Below are 17,631 nucleotides of genomic sequence, written 5' to 3' on the forward strand. Positions count from 1 at the left end.
CAGGTTCAAATCCTGTCCCCGCAACCAAATGGTCCCGTGGTGTAGTGGTTAACATGCCTGCCTGTCACGCAGGAGATCGCCGGTTCGACCCCGGTCGGGACCGCCATTTTATATAAAGAAAAGAACGAAACATGTTGTTTCGTATTTTTTTATTTGTTTTAACAAAAAACTAATAAAGACAGTCAAACTATCCTTAGGAAAACTCCTAAGGACTTTTTTATATATTCAAAACCTGTATAATAAAGAGCAGAGAACATTGTGAGTAAAGTAGGTGGAGTCTGTGAGTAAATATGAAATAACAACAAAATCATCTGAGGAAACACAAAGATTATCAGAAAAACTTGGTGAACTTGCTCAGGCACAAGATGTAATTATTTTAGAAGGAGATCTAGGGGCTGGTAAGACGACTTTTACAAAGGGACTAGCAAAAGGTCTTGGAGTGAAAAGAGTTGTAAATAGCCCTACCTTTAATATTATTAAAGAATATAAAGGGAGATTACCGCTATATCATATGGACGTGTATCGCTTAGCAGAAAGTGAAGAAGACTTAGGTTTTGATGAGTATTTCTATGGTGAAGGAATTACGGTAGTAGAATGGGCTCATTTAATAGAAGCATATTTACCAAATGAGAAGCTACAAATTAGTTTATTCCATGCTGGAGATGACACAAGAAACATTGTACTCGAGCCGATTGGAGATCGCTATATTAGATTATGTGAGGAGCTATTACAAGATGAAAGTACTAGCAATTGATACTTCAAATTATGTAATGGGTGTATCCCTTATTGAAGAAGGAAACGTAATTGGGGAAATCATTACAAATTTAACAAAAAATCATTCTGTGCGTCTTATGCCAGCTGTAGAACAACTGTTAAAAGAATGCGGTGTAAAACCAAAAGAATTAACTAAAATAGTTGTAGCTGCTGGACCAGGATCATATACAGGTGTTCGTATAGGTGTGACAGCTGCCAAAACATTAGCTTGGTCACTTCAAATACCAATTGTAGGTGTATCAAGTTTAGAAGTAGTGGCTGCAAACGGAGCTAATTTTGATGGATTAATCTGTCCTTTATTCGATGGAAGACGTGGACAAATTTATACTGGCTTATATACATATGAAGGAGAGGATTTAACTTCTATAGAGGAAGACCGAATCATCCTTATTGTAGACTGGTTGCAAATGTTAAAAGATAAAGGAAAGCCTGTTTTATTTATTGGTAACGATGTGAAACTACACAAAGAAACAATTATCGAACATTTAGGCGATCAAGCTGTCTTTGCTCCTTTCACTAAAAATAACCCAAGACCAAGTGAGCTAGCGTTCTTAGGATTACAAAAAGAAGAACAAGATGTACATTCATTTGTTCCTAGTTACCTTCGTTTAGCTGAAGCTGAAACAAAGTGGTTAGAAAGTCAAAATAAGTAGGAGCTTGCAGAGAATGGATATGATATTTAGAAAGATGGAACTCGATGATATTGCTCAAATTGTAGCTATTGAAGAAGCATCTTTTTCAACTCCTTGGACTGCAGATGCCTTTCACCGTGAGTTAACGATGAATGAACATGCACATTATGTTGTGCTAGAAAAAGATGGTCGTGTAATTGGGTATTGTGGATTGTGGATAATTATTGATGAATCACATATAACAAATATAGCTATTTTGCCAGAATACAGAGGTCAAAAGCTAGGAGATGCTTTATTAAAAGAAGTTATTTCCGAGGCGAAAACTCTAGGTGTAAAAACGATGACACTTGAAGTACGTGTATCAAATGAAGTAGCAAAACAGTTATACAGAAAATACGGATTTCAAAATGGTGGAATTCGTAAACGATACTATGCAGACAATCAGGAAGATGGTCTCGTAATGTGGGTGAATATATAATGGAAAAAAATACGATTATACTTGGTATTGAAACAAGTTGTGATGAAACAGCAGTAGCGGTTGTTAAAAATGGAACGGAAATTATTGCGAATGTTGTTGCATCACAAATTGAAAGTCATAAACGTTTTGGCGGAGTTGTACCAGAGATTGCATCCCGTCATCATGTAGAAGAAATTACAGTTGTATTAGAGGAAGCTTTAAAAGAAGCGAATATCACATTTGATGATATTGATGCAATTGCTGTAACAGAAGGACCTGGTTTAGTAGGAGCGCTTCTAATAGGGGTGAACGCAGCGAAAGCAGTGGCATTTGCACATGATATCCCCCTAGTTGGTGTTCATCATATCGCTGGCCACATTTATGCGAACCGTTTAGTAAAAGAAGTTCAATTCCCATTACTATCCCTTGTTGTCTCTGGTGGACATACAGAGCTTGTTTATATGAAAGAACATGGTTCATTTGAAGTAATTGGTGAAACGCGAGATGATGCAGCAGGAGAGGCATATGATAAAGTAGCTCGTACGTTATCTATGCCATATCCAGGTGGTCCTCATATTGATCGACTTGCACATGAAGGAGAACCAACAATTGATTTACCTCGTGCATGGCTAGAACCTGATTCGTATGATTTCAGTTTTAGCGGATTGAAATCAGCAGTTATCAACACTGTGCATAACGCAAAACAACGCGGGATAGAAATTGCACCGGAAGATTTAGCAGCAAGTTTCCAAGAGAGTGTAATTGACGTATTAGTAACGAAAGCATCTCGTGCGGCGGATGCTTATAACGTAAAGCAAGTGCTTCTTGCTGGTGGAGTAGCTGCGAATAAAGGACTTCGTGCACGTTTAGAAGCAGAATTTGCACAAAAAGAAAATGTCGAACTAATTATTCCTCCTCTATCTTTATGTACAGATAATGCAGCTATGATTGCGGCGGCAGGTACAATTGCGTTTGAACAAGGAAAACGTGCTACATTAGCTTTAAATGCAAATCCAGGATTAGATATTGAAGCATAGTTATGCACAAAATTAACCACAGCTTGTGGATAAAACCCATATTATCTGTTGATAATGTGGGTTTTATTGTGTATATAAAATGTTGATAACTTTTTCTTTGATTGTGGATAGTGTGGAAAAGTTATTTAGATGTTTATTTTATAAAGGTGGATATGTGTATAAACTTGTGGATAAAATAGATGAAGTCTGACCTTTGAACCTATCCTTTTTCGGGAAATAAAAACGAAGAAGGTATCTCTAAAAAACATTTTGAAATATGCCCTTATTATAACGGAGGCTAATATTGTCAAACCTTGTCGGCAAATCGATATCTCGTGTCGAATCGTTTATGCAATAGAGGTTGACCATGGCTAGAAGATAAAAAGGATGTCCCATCGTCAAAAATCCCGACTGATGAGACATCCTTCTTATTCATACTCTTATAAATGCAATTCTTCCCATTCTGCCATACAAGCATCAAGTTGTTCTTGTAGTGTTTGCTTTTTCGTTGTAATTTCACTAGCCTTTTCATAATCTGCATATATTTCTGGTAAGCAAAGTTGATCTTCTAACGTAGCAATTTCTTCTTCAAATTGTACAATATTTTGTTCTAGTTCCTCAATTTTTCGAGTACGTTGACGCTCCAACTTTTTGCGCTCTTTTTCTTCGAGATAATTTAATTTTTCTGGAGCTACAGTTTTTTGAACAGGTGTCTGATTTTCTTGCTGTTCTTGTTGTTCAAATTCAGCACGTTCAATCATCTCATTTTTCTTTTCAACGTAGTAATCATAGTCCCCTAAATATTCCTGTGCACCTTCTGTTGATAACTCAACAACGGTCGTCGTTACACGATTAATAAAGTAGCGGTCATGAGATACAAAGAGAAGGGTACCAGGATAATCAATCAAAGCATTCTCCAAAATCTCTTTACTATTTAAATCAAGATGGTTTGTAGGCTCATCGAGAATTAATAAATTCGATTTTTGCATCATAAGTTTTGCGAGAGCTAACCGAGCTTTTTGTCCACCACTAAGAGATGATACTGGTTTTAGTACATCATCTCCTGTGAATAAGAAGTTGCCTAGTATCGTGCGAATTTCTTTTTCAGGTTGCAGTGGATATTCATCCCATAACTCATTTAAAACGCGCTTAGAAGATGTTAAATTGGCTTGTTCTTGATCATAGTAACCAACAGATACATTGGATCCGAAAGAAACATCACCATGTAGTAGTGGTAACTTATTCACAATTGATTTTAATAATGTGGATTTCCCAATTCCATTTGGACCAACTAAAGCAACGCTATCTCCGCGAGTTAAGCGCATTGTTACATGTTCAATAATTGGATCCTTATCATAGCCGATAGTTGCATCCTTTACTTGTAACACATCATTTCCGCTTTGTTTTTCGATATCGAAGTGGAAGGAAGCTGACTTAGAGTCACCTAATGGTCTTGTTAATAGTTCCATACGGTCTAATTGTTTACGACGGCTTTGTGCACGTTTTGTCGTAGATGCACGAGCTATATTTTTTTGAACGAAGTCCTCTAGCTTAGCGATTTCATCTTGTTGTTTTTCATAACGTTTCATTTCTTGCTCGTATAGTGCTGATTTTAAGTCTAAATATTTACTGTAGTTACCAACAAATCGTCTACTTTCTTTATTCGAAATTTCATATACTTGTGTAACAAGTTTATCTAAGAAATAACGGTCATGGGAAACGATTAATATTGCGCCAGGATAACCTTGTAAATATTGTTCAAGCCATGTTAATGTTTCGATGTCTAAATGGTTTGTAGGCTCGTCCAAAATAAGTAGGTCTGGTTTCGTTAATAATAATTTACCGAGAGCTAATCGTGTTTTTTGTCCACCGCTTAATGTGGAAATCGTTGTCTGGTGCGTTTCAACTGGGAAGCCAAGACCGCTTAAAATCGAACGGATATCTGCTTCGTACTGATAGCCACCTTGATCTTTATAATCTAATTGTAATTGGTCATAATCAGCTAATAATCTTTCATATATAGCCTCGTTTGAAAAGTTTTCTTCTTTTCCCATCTCTTGCTCTAGCCTTCGAAGTTTTGTCTCCATTTGCTGCAAGTGTGTAAAGACGGTTAGCATTTCATCCCAAATTGTTAAAGACGTTTCTAAACCAGTATTTTGAGCTAAATATCCGATTGAGACATCTTTCGGTTTTATAATTTCGCCACTATCATGAGATAGCTCACCCGCTATTATTTTTAATAATGTAGATTTTCCGGCTCCATTTCGTCCGACTAATGCGATACGATCTTTCGTTTGAACTTCTAATTTTATGTTTGCAAGAATCGTTTCTGCACCGTATAATTTCGAAAGCGCGTTTACTTGTAATAAAATCAATGTTTTCACCTCAAATAATTTCTTAACTTTGCCATGTTTATATTTCTCAATCATACTAAAAATAGTGTATAGTTTAAAATACAGAGAGAATACTTCTTCTTTCTATTATACAAGGAATTTAATAAGTGCTAAACTTCTGTATTTGATTAAAGCATATGAATAAAGATAGGAAGAGAGGAGAGGTTATATGGAGCAGCAGAAAATTCCACAAGCCACTGCTAAGAGATTGCCTCTATACTATCGATTTATCCAAAACTTATCTCTTTCTGGTAAGCAACGTGTTTCATCAGCTGAATTAAGTGAAGCGGTAAAGGTTGATTCCGCAACAATTCGAAGAGATTTCTCATACTTTGGAGCGTTAGGGAAAAAAGGATATGGATATAATGTAAATTATTTATTATCATTTTTCCGTGAAACACTCGACCAAGATGATATAACACGTGTAGCGCTTATTGGAGTAGGTAATTTAGGGACCGCTTTCTTACATTATAATTTCACGAAAAACAATAATACAAAGATTGAAATGGCATTTGATGTTAGTGAAGAGAAAGTTGGAACAGAAATCGGAGGCATTCCTGTATATCACTTAGATGAATTAGAAGAACGTTTATCAACTGATATACAAGTGGCAATATTAACAGTACCCGCTACAGTAGCGCAATCTGTAGCCGATAGATTGGCAGAAACAAACGTGCATGGTATTTTGAATTTCACACCAGCGCGCTTAAATGTGTCAGAAAATATAAGAATTCATCATATTGATTTAGCAGTAGAGTTACAAACATTAGTTTACTTTTTGAAGAATTATCCACAATAAAACGCAGAGGAAGCGACCTCTGCGTTTTATTATTGTTTTTTCTTTGTGAATTTAACTAAGATAAGGCGAAGTGCCAAATTAAAATCAATCGTTGCCATAACTGCAAATAGTATTGTCCACATATTCCAAATTGTATCTGTTACGTTCGTAATGGCGAAACGTGTAAAGATACATCCTAGAAGGAAGTACAATGCAGCCATGAACAATGGTGAGTTTCTCATACTAAAAATCCTCCGATAAAGCCTTGCATTTTTTCAGCTTCTTTAATCATTTCCTGAATTTGTTCGTTACTCACTAAAACTTGGGCAATTGCAACTAATGTATTCATTGCAACATGAGCTGCAATGGGAACGATAATACGCTTCGTTTTTACATATAAGAAGGCAAATACGAGACCCATAGCAGTGTATACCAATAAGTGAGTAAAATCAAAATGAATCGCCGCAAATACAAGGGAACTAATGATAGCGGCAATAAAGAAGTTAAACTTCTTATAAAGTGTACCAAATAAAATTTTTCTAAATACGATTTCTTCCAAAATAGGTCCTATTATAGAGATGACGATAAGGAACCAAGGTGTCGTTCTTGCGATATCCATAAGCCTCGCTGTATTTTCAGATCCAGGTTTAATACCTAATATATACATTTCAATCATACCAGCAATACTTTGCGAGAAAAATGCTAAGAAGAACCCGATAAAAATCCAACCAATCGTAGCTGGAACAGTAGAACGCTTTGTATCTAAATGTCTGTCGCGAATATCTGTTCTAAGTAACCAAAGTACGATACATAATGCAATAAAGAAGCTAATGATTGCCCAGTGACCAGTTAGGAGTTGAAATTTCTCTTCCCTAGTAAATCCCCTGTTATCATAAAGGCCAGTTTTCAGGAGAAGTGGTAATCCAGCAATTGATGATAACTGCATTAAGATGTATGTAACGATAACCCACCAATATTGTTTTTTCAAATGGTTTAACCATCCTTTCTAACTCTAGTGTATGAGATAAGGTAGGATAACATGTACATATGCTACCTACGATATAAACCTTACTTACATTATGATTTTTTTGTAAATCCTTATTCGAAATTATAATGGAAGACAGGAGAAAGTTGTGTGTGTAGCGAAAACAACTTAGGGTGTCCTTTCATATTGTAACATACGAGTAGTGGAAACAACGATTCATATGGTAAAGGTAGAAGAAGAGGAACTCTATATAGAAAAGTTTATAGCGTAATTTGCGAAAAAATTATGATTTTTTTACTTGCAAAAGAAATTGAGATTATTTATTATTATAAGTGTGTTAGCACTCGGGTGACCTGAGTGCTAATAAATAAAATTTACATAACAAAATGAGGAGGTTATTGTTCATGCTAAAGCCATTAGGTGATCGCGTTGTAATTGAGCTTGTTCAAGCGGAAGAAAAAACAGCAAGTGGTATTGTATTACCAGACACAGCAAAAGAAAAACCACAAGAGGGTAAAGTTATTGCAGTAGGTACTGGTCGAGTGCTTGAAAATGGTGAGCGTGTTGCTTTAGAGGTAGCAGCAGGTGATCTTATCATCTTCTCAAAATATGCAGGTACTGAAGTGAAATATGAAGGTACAGACTACTTGATTTTACGTGAAAGTGACATTTTAGCAGTTATCGGTTAATTATATAAATCTTAAAAAATCCAAGGGGGTCAATTATTATGGCAAAAGATATTAAATTTAGTGAAGAAGCACGTCGTTCGATGCTTCGCGGTGTCGACACTCTTGCAAACGCAGTAAAAGTAACGCTTGGACCAAAAGGTCGTAACGTTGTACTTGAGAAAAAATTCGGTTCACCACTTATTACAAATGATGGTGTAACAATCGCAAAAGAAATTGAATTAGAAGATGCATTCGAAAACATGGGTGCGAAATTAGTAGCAGAAGTTGCTAGCAAAACAAATGATGTAGCTGGTGACGGAACAACAACTGCAACTGTATTAGCACAAGCTATGATTCGTGAAGGTCTTAAAAACGTAACAGCTGGTGCGAACCCAATGGGCCTTCGTAAAGGTATCGAAAAAGCTGTAGTTGCTGCAGTAGAAGAATTAAAAACGATTTCTAAACCAATCGAAGGTAAATCTTCTATCGCACAAGTAGCTGCTATTTCTGCTGCTGACGAAGAAGTAGGTCAATTAATCGCTGAAGCAATGGAGCGCGTTGGTAACGACGGCGTTATTACTTTAGAAGAATCTAAAGGTTTCACAACAGAATTAGACGTAGTAGAAGGTATGCAATTTGATCGTGGATATGCATCTCCTTACATGATTACTGATTCTGACAAAATGGAAGCAGTTCTTGATAACCCATACATCTTAATCACTGACAAAAAGATTTCTAACATTCAAGAAATCTTACCAGTATTAGAGCAAGTGGTACAACAAGGTAAACCACTTCTTATCATTGCTGAAGATGTAGAAGGCGAAGCATTAGCTACATTAGTAGTGAACAAACTTCGTGGTACATTCAATGTAGTAGCTGTTAAAGCTCCTGGATTTGGTGACCGTCGTAAAGCAATGCTAGAAGATATCGCAATCTTAACTGGTGGCGAAGTAATCACTGAAGAATTAGGCCGTGACTTAAAATCTGCTACAGTTGAATCTTTAGGACGCGCTGGTAAAGTTGTTGTAACGAAAGAAAACACAACTGTAGTTGAAGGTGTAGGAAGCACAGAACAAATCGAAGCTCGCATCGGTCAAATCCGTGCGCAATTAGAAGAAACAACTTCTGAATTCGATCGTGAAAAATTACAAGAGCGTCTTGCAAAACTTGCAGGTGGCGTAGCAGTAATTAAAGTAGGTGCAGCAACTGAAACTGAGTTAAAAGAGCGCAAACTTCGCATTGAGGATGCACTTAACTCAACTCGTGCAGCAGTAGAAGAAGGTATCGTTGCAGGTGGTGGTACTTCACTTATGAACGTATACACAAAAGTAGCTTCTATCGTAGCTGAAGGCGACGAAGCAACAGGTATTAACATCGTACTTCGTGCACTAGAAGAGCCAGTTCGTCAAATCGCAATCAACGCTGGTCTAGAAGGATCTGTAGTTGTAGAGCGTCTAAAAGGCGAAAAAGTAGGCGTTGGTTTCAACGCAGCTACTGGCGAGTGGGTTAACATGCTTGAAACTGGTATCGTAGATCCAGCTAAAGTAACTCGCTCTGCACTTCAAAACGCAGCATCTGTTGCAGCTATGTTCTTAACAACTGAAGCTGTAGTAGCTGACAAACCAGAACCAAATGCACCAGCAATGCCTGACATGGGCGGCATGGGCATGGGCGGTATGGGCGGAATGATGTAATAAGCATCACTCTGTGAAGCTGTGCAATCTATAAATAGTTAATTAGTAGAAGGCTACTTCCTTGATGAAAGGAGGTAGCCTTTTTTGTGTTGGTAAAGATTGCATTCTGGGAATTTCTGGAAAACTGTAAGTTAATGAAACGAAACCTCAAATGTTTAATGTGTTTAGGGAATTTGATAAGATTGCAGAAGAACTAATGCATGCTGCTGAAAAGTTTCGTAATGCTGATGAACGTTATGATGGTAATTTAGTTGATAGAAGTTTATCTAATGAAAAGATAGAAGCAGGAGCAATGGGCGACAAGCCTTCTGAAAAGTCTATGCTGAGAAAAATTTGGGATGGTATATATGTTGGCTCTGGGAAAGTTATTGGGGAGATTGTAGAAGGATTTGATTCATTAGACGATACAGTAACAAAGGAAAATATTAAGTATGCTATAGGTCACCCTATAGAGACGGTTTCTACCGCTTGGAATACTGTTTCGGATTCATTTATGAATGATTTTTGGCATGGTGATGCGGAAAGTCGTACAAAATGGGGCACAAGTATTTTTATGGGACTTGGATTGGGGATAAAGGAATAAGTAGAGTAGGGAAAGTAACTACATTAGGGACAAAAGCAGAACAGAGTATTGCTCATTTTTCAAATAAATTACAAATGAGAGACCCCTTTGCTTATGCGGGTGATTTTAGAGATGTTCCAAAAACTTCTTTTAATTCTTTAGAAGAAGCACGAAATACATTTATGTTTGCTAATCCTGGTAATTTAAATACACCTAGATTCCAAGAATACATTAGCCAAGTAGAAGAAATTACAAATAGGAAAATCCCTGAAAAACAGAGGGAGTTACTACAAGAACACATAGAAAATAATAGTTATGAACGATTAAGCAAAGAAGAAGTTGCAAAAAGAAGAAGTGAATTTGCTAGATTAAAAGATGATTTAAGAGAAGAGTGGGAACTGGAGACTAACCAAAAATGGCCTACTTATGAAGAAGAAATCCTTTCTAGAAGAGGGATACCACTAAGGCATGTAGATGACCCGTATGATGCACATCATTTTATTGAAAATGCACACGGTGGAGAACATGAGTGGTGGAATATACACCCAGCTAAATTTCCTACTGAACATCAAGGTGGGATTCATGGCAAGGAAGGTATTTCAAAAGAGATTTTTAAGAAAAAGTAAATAACGGAGGTATTAACGCTATGTTTAACTTTTTGAAAAAATATGTTGTAGCAGACAGAAGTGTACGTTCTAAACAAAAACCTATTTTTTATCCTATATATCAAGAAGAGATAGATGAAGCAGAAAGCTTATTACAAATGAAACTCCCAAAAGAACTGCAACGTTTTTATCAAGAAATAGGTTGTGGTTTTTTAAAGTCCGATAAAAGAATGTTTTTCAACAGGTTTATGGACCCGATTTCAGTTGCGGATTTTCGCTTAAGACAGGATATTTACGAATATAATCCAAACCTAGATGATGTAGATGATGATGAATCATTAGTATTTTTCGAAGCAACAGAACTTAACTTTTTAACAATTAAATTTAAAGAGGAAAATGAATTAGGTCAATGTCCTATTTACTCTGAAGATGAGAAAATAGCGGATTCTTTAGAAGAATTTTTAATTAAAATGGACGAAAACCCTGATTATTATATTTAATCTTATTAATAATTGCTGTAAGGATTAGAACTTGAAAAATAGCTAATCGTGAATAACAAAAAGCTTATGTATAACTTGCATAGGCTTTTATAGTGTTTATTAACTCTTTTGTTTGAGTGTATTTATGCCAGCGTAAGAGCTAGAACAGGTTGATGAAATATAGGTAAAAAAATAGGAAGAAACTGATGATACGACTTTAGCTGTAGTAGCTGACAAACTAGGACCAATTACAACGGTAATGCCTGGCATGGGCGGGATGATGTAATTCTTTTCTAAAAAATGTCCATTTCTATATAGAAATGGACATTTTTTAGAAAAGGAAATGAATTTCTGTAGAATTTTGTCGCTTTCTCTCTTGACCATACCGACACTTCATTGTTAGAATCTAGGAAGATAATATAAAACGATCCTTCATATATCCTCAAAGATAAGGTTTGAGAGTCTCTACCGGGTTACCGTAAACAACCTGACTATGAAGGCAGTGTGTCTTATATTTATAAAGAGCGGAAGACTATCTTTCTTTATAAAGCCAGACCCCTGCCTTTTCTTTGTTATGAGACTAGAGGCGGAGGACTGGCTTTTTTTATTATATTGGTAATGCTTTTCGCCAAATTGGTGAAAATATTTATATACGAGAACTAACGTTGGGGTGATTATTTTGAAGAAGCAACACGATACAATTATCGTTTTAGATTTTGGAAGTCAATACAATCAGTTAATAGCACGTCGAATTCGTGAGTTCGGTGTATACAGTGAGCTTCATCCACATACAATTACTGCGGAAGAAATTAAAGCAATGAATCCAAAAGGGATTATTTTCTCTGGTGGACCAAATAGTGTATACGGTGAAGGTGCATTACATTGTGATGAAAAAATCTTTGACCTAGGATTACCGATCTTCGGTATTTGTTACGGTATGCAACTTATGACGCAACAATTCGGTGGTACAGTAGAGCGTGCAAACCACCGTGAGTACGGAAAAGCTGTTCTGAAAGTAGAGAACGAATCAAAATTATATGCGAACCTTCCAGAAGAGCAAGTTGTATGGATGAGCCATGGCGACTTAGTAACTGGTTTACCTGAAGGATTCGTAGTAGACGCGACAAGTGAGTCTTGCCCAATTGCTGGTATGAGCAATGAAGCGAAAAACTTATACGGTGTACAATTCCACCCAGAAGTACGTCACTCTGAGCACGGTAACGATTTAATTAAAAACTTCGTATTCGGCGTATGTGGCTGTTCTGAAGGATGGAACATGGAGAACTTTATTGAAGTAGAACTAGAGAAAATCCGTGAAACTGTTGGAGACAAAAAAGTACTATGTGCACTTAGCGGCGGTGTAGACTCTTCTGTTGTAGCAGTATTAATTCATAAAGCAATCGGCGATCAGTTAACATGTATTTTCGTTGACCATGGTTTACTTCGTAAAGGCGAAGCAGAAGGTGTTATGAAAACATTTAGTGAAGGCTTCCACATGAACGTTATTAAAGTGGATGCAAAAGAACGCTTCATGAACAAGTTAAAAGGTGTAGAAGATCCAGAACAAAAACGTAAAATTATCGGTAATGAATTCATTTACGTATTTGATGATGAAGCTTCTAAATTAGAAGGAATGGACTTCTTAGCACAAGGTACACTGTACACAGATATCGTTGAAAGTGGTACAGCAACTGCACAAACAATTAAATCTCACCATAACGTTGGTGGACTTCCAGAAGACATGCAGTTCAAATTAATTGAGCCTTTAAACACGTTATTTAAAGATGAAGTACGTGTATTAGGATCTGAACTAGGAATTCCTGATGAAATCGTATGGCGTCAACCATTCCCAGGACCGGGTCTTGGTATTCGTGTATTAGGTGAAATCACAGAAGAGAAATTAGAAATCGTTCGTGAATCTGATGCGATTTTACGTGAAGAAATTATTAAAGCGGGCTTAGACCGTGAAATTTGGCAATACTTCACTGCACTTCCTGGCATGCGTAGCGTAGGTGTTATGGGTGACGAGCGTACTTACGATTACACAGTAGGTATCCGTGCAGTAACATCTATCGACGGTATGACAGCTGACTGGGCACGTATCCCTTGGGATGTATTAGAGAAAATCTCTGTACGTATCGTAAACGAAGTAAAACACGTTAACCGTATCGTGTATGATGTAACGAGTAAGCCACCAGCAACGATTGAGTGGGAATAGTATTTATAAAAAGATCCATCTATTGCTTATGCATAGATGGATCTTTTTGTTTTAGTGTTAATACGAACGAAAATATAAAAGTTTATAAAATTGTTCGTTTTTAAATTGACAAAACTACTTCGTCAAGTTAATATGAGTATGTAATTCAAACGAAAAGTGAATATTATGCCGTCGTATAATATCGGGGATATGGCCCGAAAGTTTCTACCTAGCTACCGTAAATGGCTTGACTACGAGGCGTTTTTATAAAGGTGAGGGGAATCTTATCTTTATTCATAGAACGCTTCCATGTATATGCAATGGAAGCCTTTTTTATTTTTAATAGATAAAAGAGGGCTAGGAGATTACGGCGAGTAATCATATAACGGGGGAAACGTAAGATGAAACGCTATTTTCAGTTTGATGAACTCGGCACGAATTATAAAACAGAGTTCATAGCAGGTTTAACGACATTTTTATCTATGGCTTATGTACTATTTGTCAATCCTGCTACGCTGTCACTTGGAAATGTTAAAGGGTTACCGGCAGGTACAGGAATGGATCCAGGTGCAGTATTCGTTGCTACAGCATTAGCAGCAGCGATCGGTTCGTTAATTATGGGGATTTTCGCGAAGTATCCGATTGCTTTGGCGCCGGGTATGGGAATTAACGCGTTCTTTGCTTATACAGCAGTGTTAACGATGGGTATTCCGTGGCAAACAGCAATTGCTGGAACGTTAATGTCAGGTATTATCTTTATTATTCTTACTGCTTCAGGTATTCGTGAAAAAATCATTAATGCAATTCCATCAGAGTTAAAGTTTGCAGTAGCGGCAGGTATTGGATTGTTCATTGCTTTTCTTGGATTCCAAAATGCCGGAATTATCGTGAAAAATGATGCTGTTCTTGTTGGGTTGGGGGACTTAACAAAGGGCACAACGTTACTAGCTATCTTCGGAGTAGTTGCGACAATTATCTTCATGATTAAGAAAGTTAATGGTGCAGTATTTTACGGTATGATTCTTACAGCAATCTTAGGAGTAGCAACAGGACTAATTGATACTCCGAAAGCAGTAGTGGGAGCAATACCGAGTCTAGAACCGACGTTCGGTGCGGCGTTAACGCACTTTGGAGATATTTTCACTGTTCAAATGGGGATTGTTATTATAACGTTCTTCTTTATCGATTTCTTTGATACAGCAGGTACGCTTGTAGCGGTTGCGAATCAAGCAGGATTAATGAAGAACAATAAATTACCACGTGCAGGAAAAGCGTTATTCGCAGATGCGATTGCAACTGTAATTGGTGCGATCTTAGGTACATCAACAACAACGTCTTACATTGAATCTTCTGCAGGGGTAGCGGCAGGTGGACGTTCTGGATTTACAGCAGTTGTAACAGCAGGATTCTTCTTACTGGCACTATTCTTCTCGCCATTACTAAGTGTTGTAACACCAGCTGTAACGGCACCAGCATTAATTATTGTAGGAATCTTGATGGTTTCTTCCTTAGGGGAAATTGATTGGAAGAAATTCGAGATTGCAGTACCAGCATTCTTTACAATTATCTCAATGCCACTTACGTATAGTATCGCAACAGGAATTGCAATCGGGTTTATCTTCTATCCAATTACAATGGTAGTAAGTGGTCGACGTAAAGAGATTCATCCGATTATGTATGTTATGGGTGTTTTATTCGTACTATATTTCATCTACGTTCGTAAATAAAAGGGGTTTTTGAAAGGTCTAGACTTAAGGGGAGTCTAGACCTTTTTTGCGTCTTCAGAAAATCTTAAGGATTTCCGAGCGTTTTTCTTCAGAAGTTTTCCTATAATAGAAGTTAGGGATTAAAAAAGTGATGGGGGAGATATTGTGGCCAATGAAACAATACTTGTCGTAGATGATGAAAAAGAAATTAGGAATCTTATTACAATCTATTTAAAGAATGAAGGATATAAAGTATTGCAAGCAGGGGACGGCGAAGAAGGATTACGTTTACTAGAAGAAAATGAAGTACATCTAGTCGTATTAGATATTATGATGCCGAAAGTAGACGGCATTCATATGTGTATGAAAGTAAGGGAAGAAAAAGAAATGCCAATTATTATGCTTTCCGCGAAAACGCAAGATATGGATAAGATTTTAGGTTTAACAACGGGTGCGGATGATTACGTAACGAAACCATTTAATCCGTTAGAGTTAATCGCAAGGATTAAATCTCAGTTACGCCGTTATATGAAAATGAATGGTTTTTCTATTCAAAATGAGGACGAGCTAGAAATTGGAGAGATGAAAATCAACATCTCGACCCATAAAGTTATTGTAGAGGGAGAAGAAGTGAAACTGACCCCAAGGGAATTTTCGATTCTAGAATTACTAGCCCGTAATCCCGGTATGGTCTTTAGCGCAGAGCAAATTTATGAAAAGGTTTGGAACGAACGATCTTTTCAGTCAGATAATACTGTAATGGTGCATATTCGAAAAGTACGTGAAAAGATTGAGGAGAATCCAAGGAAGCCTAGATATATAAAAACAGTATGGGGAGTGGGGTATAAGATTGAAAAAGATATTTAATCCATTTACTTATATAAGGAAAATAAGACAATTAATTGAGAAATTAGTAAAGAGCGTACGAAAGAGTATAAGAATTCAACTGATTACTACTTTCGCTGCTTGTGCGTTATTAGGAGTTTTTTTTGCAAAGGGAGCTGCACCATTTTTTGAGAATGCGAATCGTAAAGCGACTGTCGATTATCGGTCTGGTATGCAACAAATTAATTATCAAGCTCAAAGAGCAGCAAATAGTTCGGTGCATGAAAATAAATTAGAAGCTATATCCAATATGATCGAAACGGAGAATCAAAATTTAGAGCGAGGAAATAGAGCTTTAAAAATATTGGTTACTGACGAAAGTGGTAAAGTTGTATATAAAACGAAGCAGGCACAAGAAGAGCAAATCGATCTGCATAATACGATTCGTAATGCAGCATCATTTGCGATTAACTATTCAAATGGTCAAGATATATTTGAAAATACGAGAAAAGAATTTATAGCTTTTTCACCTATTACAATAGAAGATAAGAATTTATATATGTTCGTTAGTGGAATTCCGGATGGTGTAGTAATGTATGATACGCAAGAAGGTCCATTCCCATTTTTAATTGGTGTACTCGTGTTCATCTTCTCTTTCTTCTATATAACTAAGAGAAAGATGAAGCAAATTGAAGCGATGGCAGAAGGTGTAAAAGAAATAGAAAAAGGCAACTTAGCGTACCGTATTGAGAAGAAAGGTGAAGATGAGATTGCGTCTTTAACTGAGAATATTAATAATATGGCGGAAGAGCTTATGAATAATATAGAAAAGGAACGTAGATTAGAGAAGCAAAAGAATGAGCTTATTACGAATGTATCTCACGATTTACGTACACCACTGACTTCTATTATGGGTTACTTGCGATTACTTCGAGATTCTAAATATGAAAATAAAGAGCAACATGATGAGTATACGAGAATTGCTTTTGCAAAGTCGGAGCAGTTAAAGAATTTAATAGAAGATTTATTTGAGTATACGAAGTTAACGAATGAACAAGTTATATTAGAAAAACAAGAAGTATGTATAAATGAGTTATTGGAGCAATTAATAGAAGAGTTAGTACCGCAGGCGGAAGAGCATGGGCTTACGTTCGTTAAGAAGTTTCCTGAGGAACGTGCCTATGCAGCGATTGATTCGGAAAAGATGGTTCGTGTATTTGATAATTTATTAATGAACGCGATTAAGTATAGTAAAGATGATGGGGAGATAAAAGTTTCTCTTCAAAGGCAGCGCCGGGATATACAAATTGTAATTGCGAATCATAGTGAAGCGTTTACGAGAGAAGAGTTAGCGAGTTTGTTTGAACGTTTTTATAAGAAAGATCAATCTAGAAGTAGAGTAACAGAAGGATCAGGCCTTGGATTGGCGATTGCGAAAAGTATTGTTGAATTACAAGGTGGTAGTATTCGAGCTGAATATGAGGATGGTGTTATTCAGTTTATCGTCTCGTTACCAATTATAGAAAGATAATAAACGAATAGAGTGGTATATGATAAAAAAGGCTTATTTTAAAAGAAATAAGCCTTTTTATATTTTTTTAGAAAAACATATTGACGATTAGAGATTAGAGGTGTAATATTATACGAGTCGCCGATGACAACAACGTTGAAAGCGACAAACGAAATGAAAAACTTAGTTGACATTAACTAACGAAGATGTTAACATAAGGAAGTCGCAAATGAGCGGCTAAGTAGTTCTTTGAAAACTGAACGAAACAAACAACGTGAAACGTCAATTTTTATTTTAGATGCTAGACAAACTAACTTTATTGGAGAGTTTGATCCTGGCTCAGGATGAAC

General features: G+C 36.6%; 15 protein-coding genes, 1 tRNA gene, 1 pseudogene and 2 riboswitches. Of the genes and pseudogenes, 14 read left to right on the forward strand and 3 right to left on the reverse strand.

The genetic code is table 11. The features are described from left to right. Window positions 1-30 precede the first annotated feature (30 nt). From ACTFRS_RS28150 to tsaD, 5 genes are all read left to right on the forward strand, one after another. Window positions 31-106 (forward strand) — tRNA-Asp (locus ACTFRS_RS28150). 174 nt (window positions 107-280) lie between these two features. Continuing rightward, window positions 281-754: a tRNA (adenosine(37)-N6)-threonylcarbamoyltransferase complex ATPase subunit type 1 TsaE gene (gene tsaE / locus ACTFRS_RS28155; protein ID WP_000049631.1), complete on the forward strand. Its 474-nt coding sequence runs from the start codon at window positions 281-283 to the stop codon at window positions 752-754. Continuing rightward, window positions 735-1,427 (forward strand): tRNA (adenosine(37)-N6)-threonylcarbamoyltransferase complex dimerization subunit type 1 TsaB, encoded by a 693-nt coding sequence (gene tsaB / locus ACTFRS_RS28160; RefSeq protein WP_001975528.1) that lies wholly within the window; start codon window positions 735-737, stop codon window positions 1,425-1,427. Before tsaE ends, tsaB begins: the two co-directional genes overlap by 20 nt. 13 nt (window positions 1,428-1,440) lie before the next feature. Next, window positions 1,441-1,884: a ribosomal protein S18-alanine N-acetyltransferase gene (gene rimI, locus ACTFRS_RS28165; protein WP_000367197.1), complete on the forward strand. Its 444-nt coding sequence runs from the start codon at window positions 1,441-1,443 to the stop codon at window positions 1,882-1,884. Then, window positions 1,884-2,900, forward strand: a complete 1,017-nt coding sequence (gene tsaD / locus ACTFRS_RS28170; RefSeq protein WP_440025866.1) for a tRNA (adenosine(37)-N6)-threonylcarbamoyltransferase complex transferase subunit TsaD — start codon at window positions 1,884-1,886, stop codon at window positions 2,898-2,900. The genes rimI and tsaD overlap by 1 nt, the downstream gene beginning before the upstream one ends. A 419-nt stretch (window positions 2,901-3,319) precedes the next feature. Here the strand turns inward: tsaD and ACTFRS_RS28175 are convergent, their stop codons facing one another. Next, a complete protein-coding gene (locus tag ACTFRS_RS28175) occupies window positions 3,320-5,254 on the reverse strand; it encodes an ABC-F family ATP-binding cassette domain-containing protein (RefSeq protein ID WP_277933154.1) in 1,935 nt (644 codons plus the stop codon). Window positions 5,255-5,441: 187 nt separating this feature from the next. Between ACTFRS_RS28175 and ACTFRS_RS28180 the strand changes: the two genes are divergently transcribed. Continuing rightward, a complete protein-coding gene (locus tag ACTFRS_RS28180; protein WP_000437705.1) occupies window positions 5,442-6,071 on the forward strand; it encodes a redox-sensing transcriptional repressor Rex in 630 nt (209 codons plus the stop codon). Window positions 6,072-6,100: 29 nt separating this feature from the next. Here ACTFRS_RS28180 and ACTFRS_RS28185 read toward each other — a convergent pair whose 3' ends face one another. Then, complete coding sequence (locus tag ACTFRS_RS28185; protein ID WP_001246201.1) at window positions 6,101-6,292, reverse strand: YdiK family protein; 192 nt, start codon at window positions 6,290-6,292, stop codon at window positions 6,101-6,103. After that, a complete protein-coding gene (locus tag ACTFRS_RS28190) occupies window positions 6,289-7,038 on the reverse strand; it encodes a lysostaphin resistance A-like protein (protein ID WP_440025863.1) in 750 nt (249 codons plus the stop codon). The genes ACTFRS_RS28185 and ACTFRS_RS28190 overlap by 4 nt, the downstream gene beginning before the upstream one ends. 401 nt (window positions 7,039-7,439) lie before the next feature. On the opposite strand from ACTFRS_RS28190, the gene groES reads away from it, so the two are divergent. The 8 genes and pseudogenes from groES (at window position 7,440) to ampS (ending at window position 17,302) form a co-directional block, all read left to right on the forward strand. Next, window positions 7,440-7,724 carry a co-chaperone GroES gene (groES, locus tag ACTFRS_RS28195; RefSeq protein ID WP_000917306.1) on the forward strand — a complete coding sequence of 95 codons (285 nt, stop codon included), beginning with the start codon at window positions 7,440-7,442 and terminating at the stop codon, window positions 7,722-7,724. A 38-nt stretch (window positions 7,725-7,762) separates the two neighbouring features. After that, window positions 7,763-9,397 carry a chaperonin GroEL gene (gene groL, locus ACTFRS_RS28200; protein WP_001029999.1) on the forward strand — a complete coding sequence of 545 codons (1,635 nt, stop codon included), beginning with the start codon at window positions 7,763-7,765 and terminating at the stop codon, window positions 9,395-9,397. Window positions 9,398-9,548: 151 nt separating this feature from the next. Then, window positions 9,549-10,585, forward strand: a pseudogene (locus ACTFRS_RS28205) (hypothetical protein). Window positions 10,586-10,605: 20 nt separating this feature from the next. Next, window positions 10,606-11,064: an SMI1/KNR4 family protein gene (locus tag ACTFRS_RS28210; RefSeq protein ID WP_097952839.1), complete on the forward strand. Its 459-nt coding sequence runs from the start codon at window positions 10,606-10,608 to the stop codon at window positions 11,062-11,064. 391 nt (window positions 11,065-11,455) lie between these two features. Continuing rightward, window positions 11,456-11,557: riboswitch (purine riboswitch) on the forward strand. A 165-nt stretch (window positions 11,558-11,722) separates the two neighbouring features. Next, a complete protein-coding gene (gene guaA, locus ACTFRS_RS28215; protein WP_000743900.1) occupies window positions 11,723-13,261 on the forward strand; it encodes a glutamine-hydrolyzing GMP synthase in 1,539 nt (512 codons plus the stop codon). Window positions 13,262-13,412: 151 nt separating this feature from the next. Further along, a riboswitch (purine riboswitch) is annotated at window positions 13,413-13,514 on the forward strand. A 127-nt stretch (window positions 13,515-13,641) separates the two neighbouring features. After that, the gene (locus tag ACTFRS_RS28220; protein WP_242294725.1) at window positions 13,642-14,967 is read left to right on the forward strand and encodes an NCS2 family permease; all 1,326 of its coding nucleotides are present in this window, start codon (window positions 13,642-13,644) and stop codon (window positions 14,965-14,967) included. A 144-nt stretch (window positions 14,968-15,111) separates the two neighbouring features. Further along, complete coding sequence (locus tag ACTFRS_RS28225; protein ID WP_001262954.1) at window positions 15,112-15,813, forward strand: response regulator transcription factor; 702 nt, start codon at window positions 15,112-15,114, stop codon at window positions 15,811-15,813. Further along, window positions 15,797-17,302: an aminopeptidase AmpS gene (ampS, locus tag ACTFRS_RS28230; protein WP_016716306.1), complete on the forward strand. Its 1,506-nt coding sequence runs from the start codon at window positions 15,797-15,799 to the stop codon at window positions 17,300-17,302. Before ACTFRS_RS28225 ends, ampS begins: the two co-directional genes overlap by 17 nt. Window positions 17,303-17,631: the final 329 nt, after the last annotated feature.

The organism is Bacillus cereus group sp. MYBK139-1 (assembly GCF_051916915.1).
Classification (GTDB): domain Bacteria; phylum Bacillota; class Bacilli; order Bacillales; family Bacillaceae_G; genus Bacillus_A; species Bacillus_A pacificus.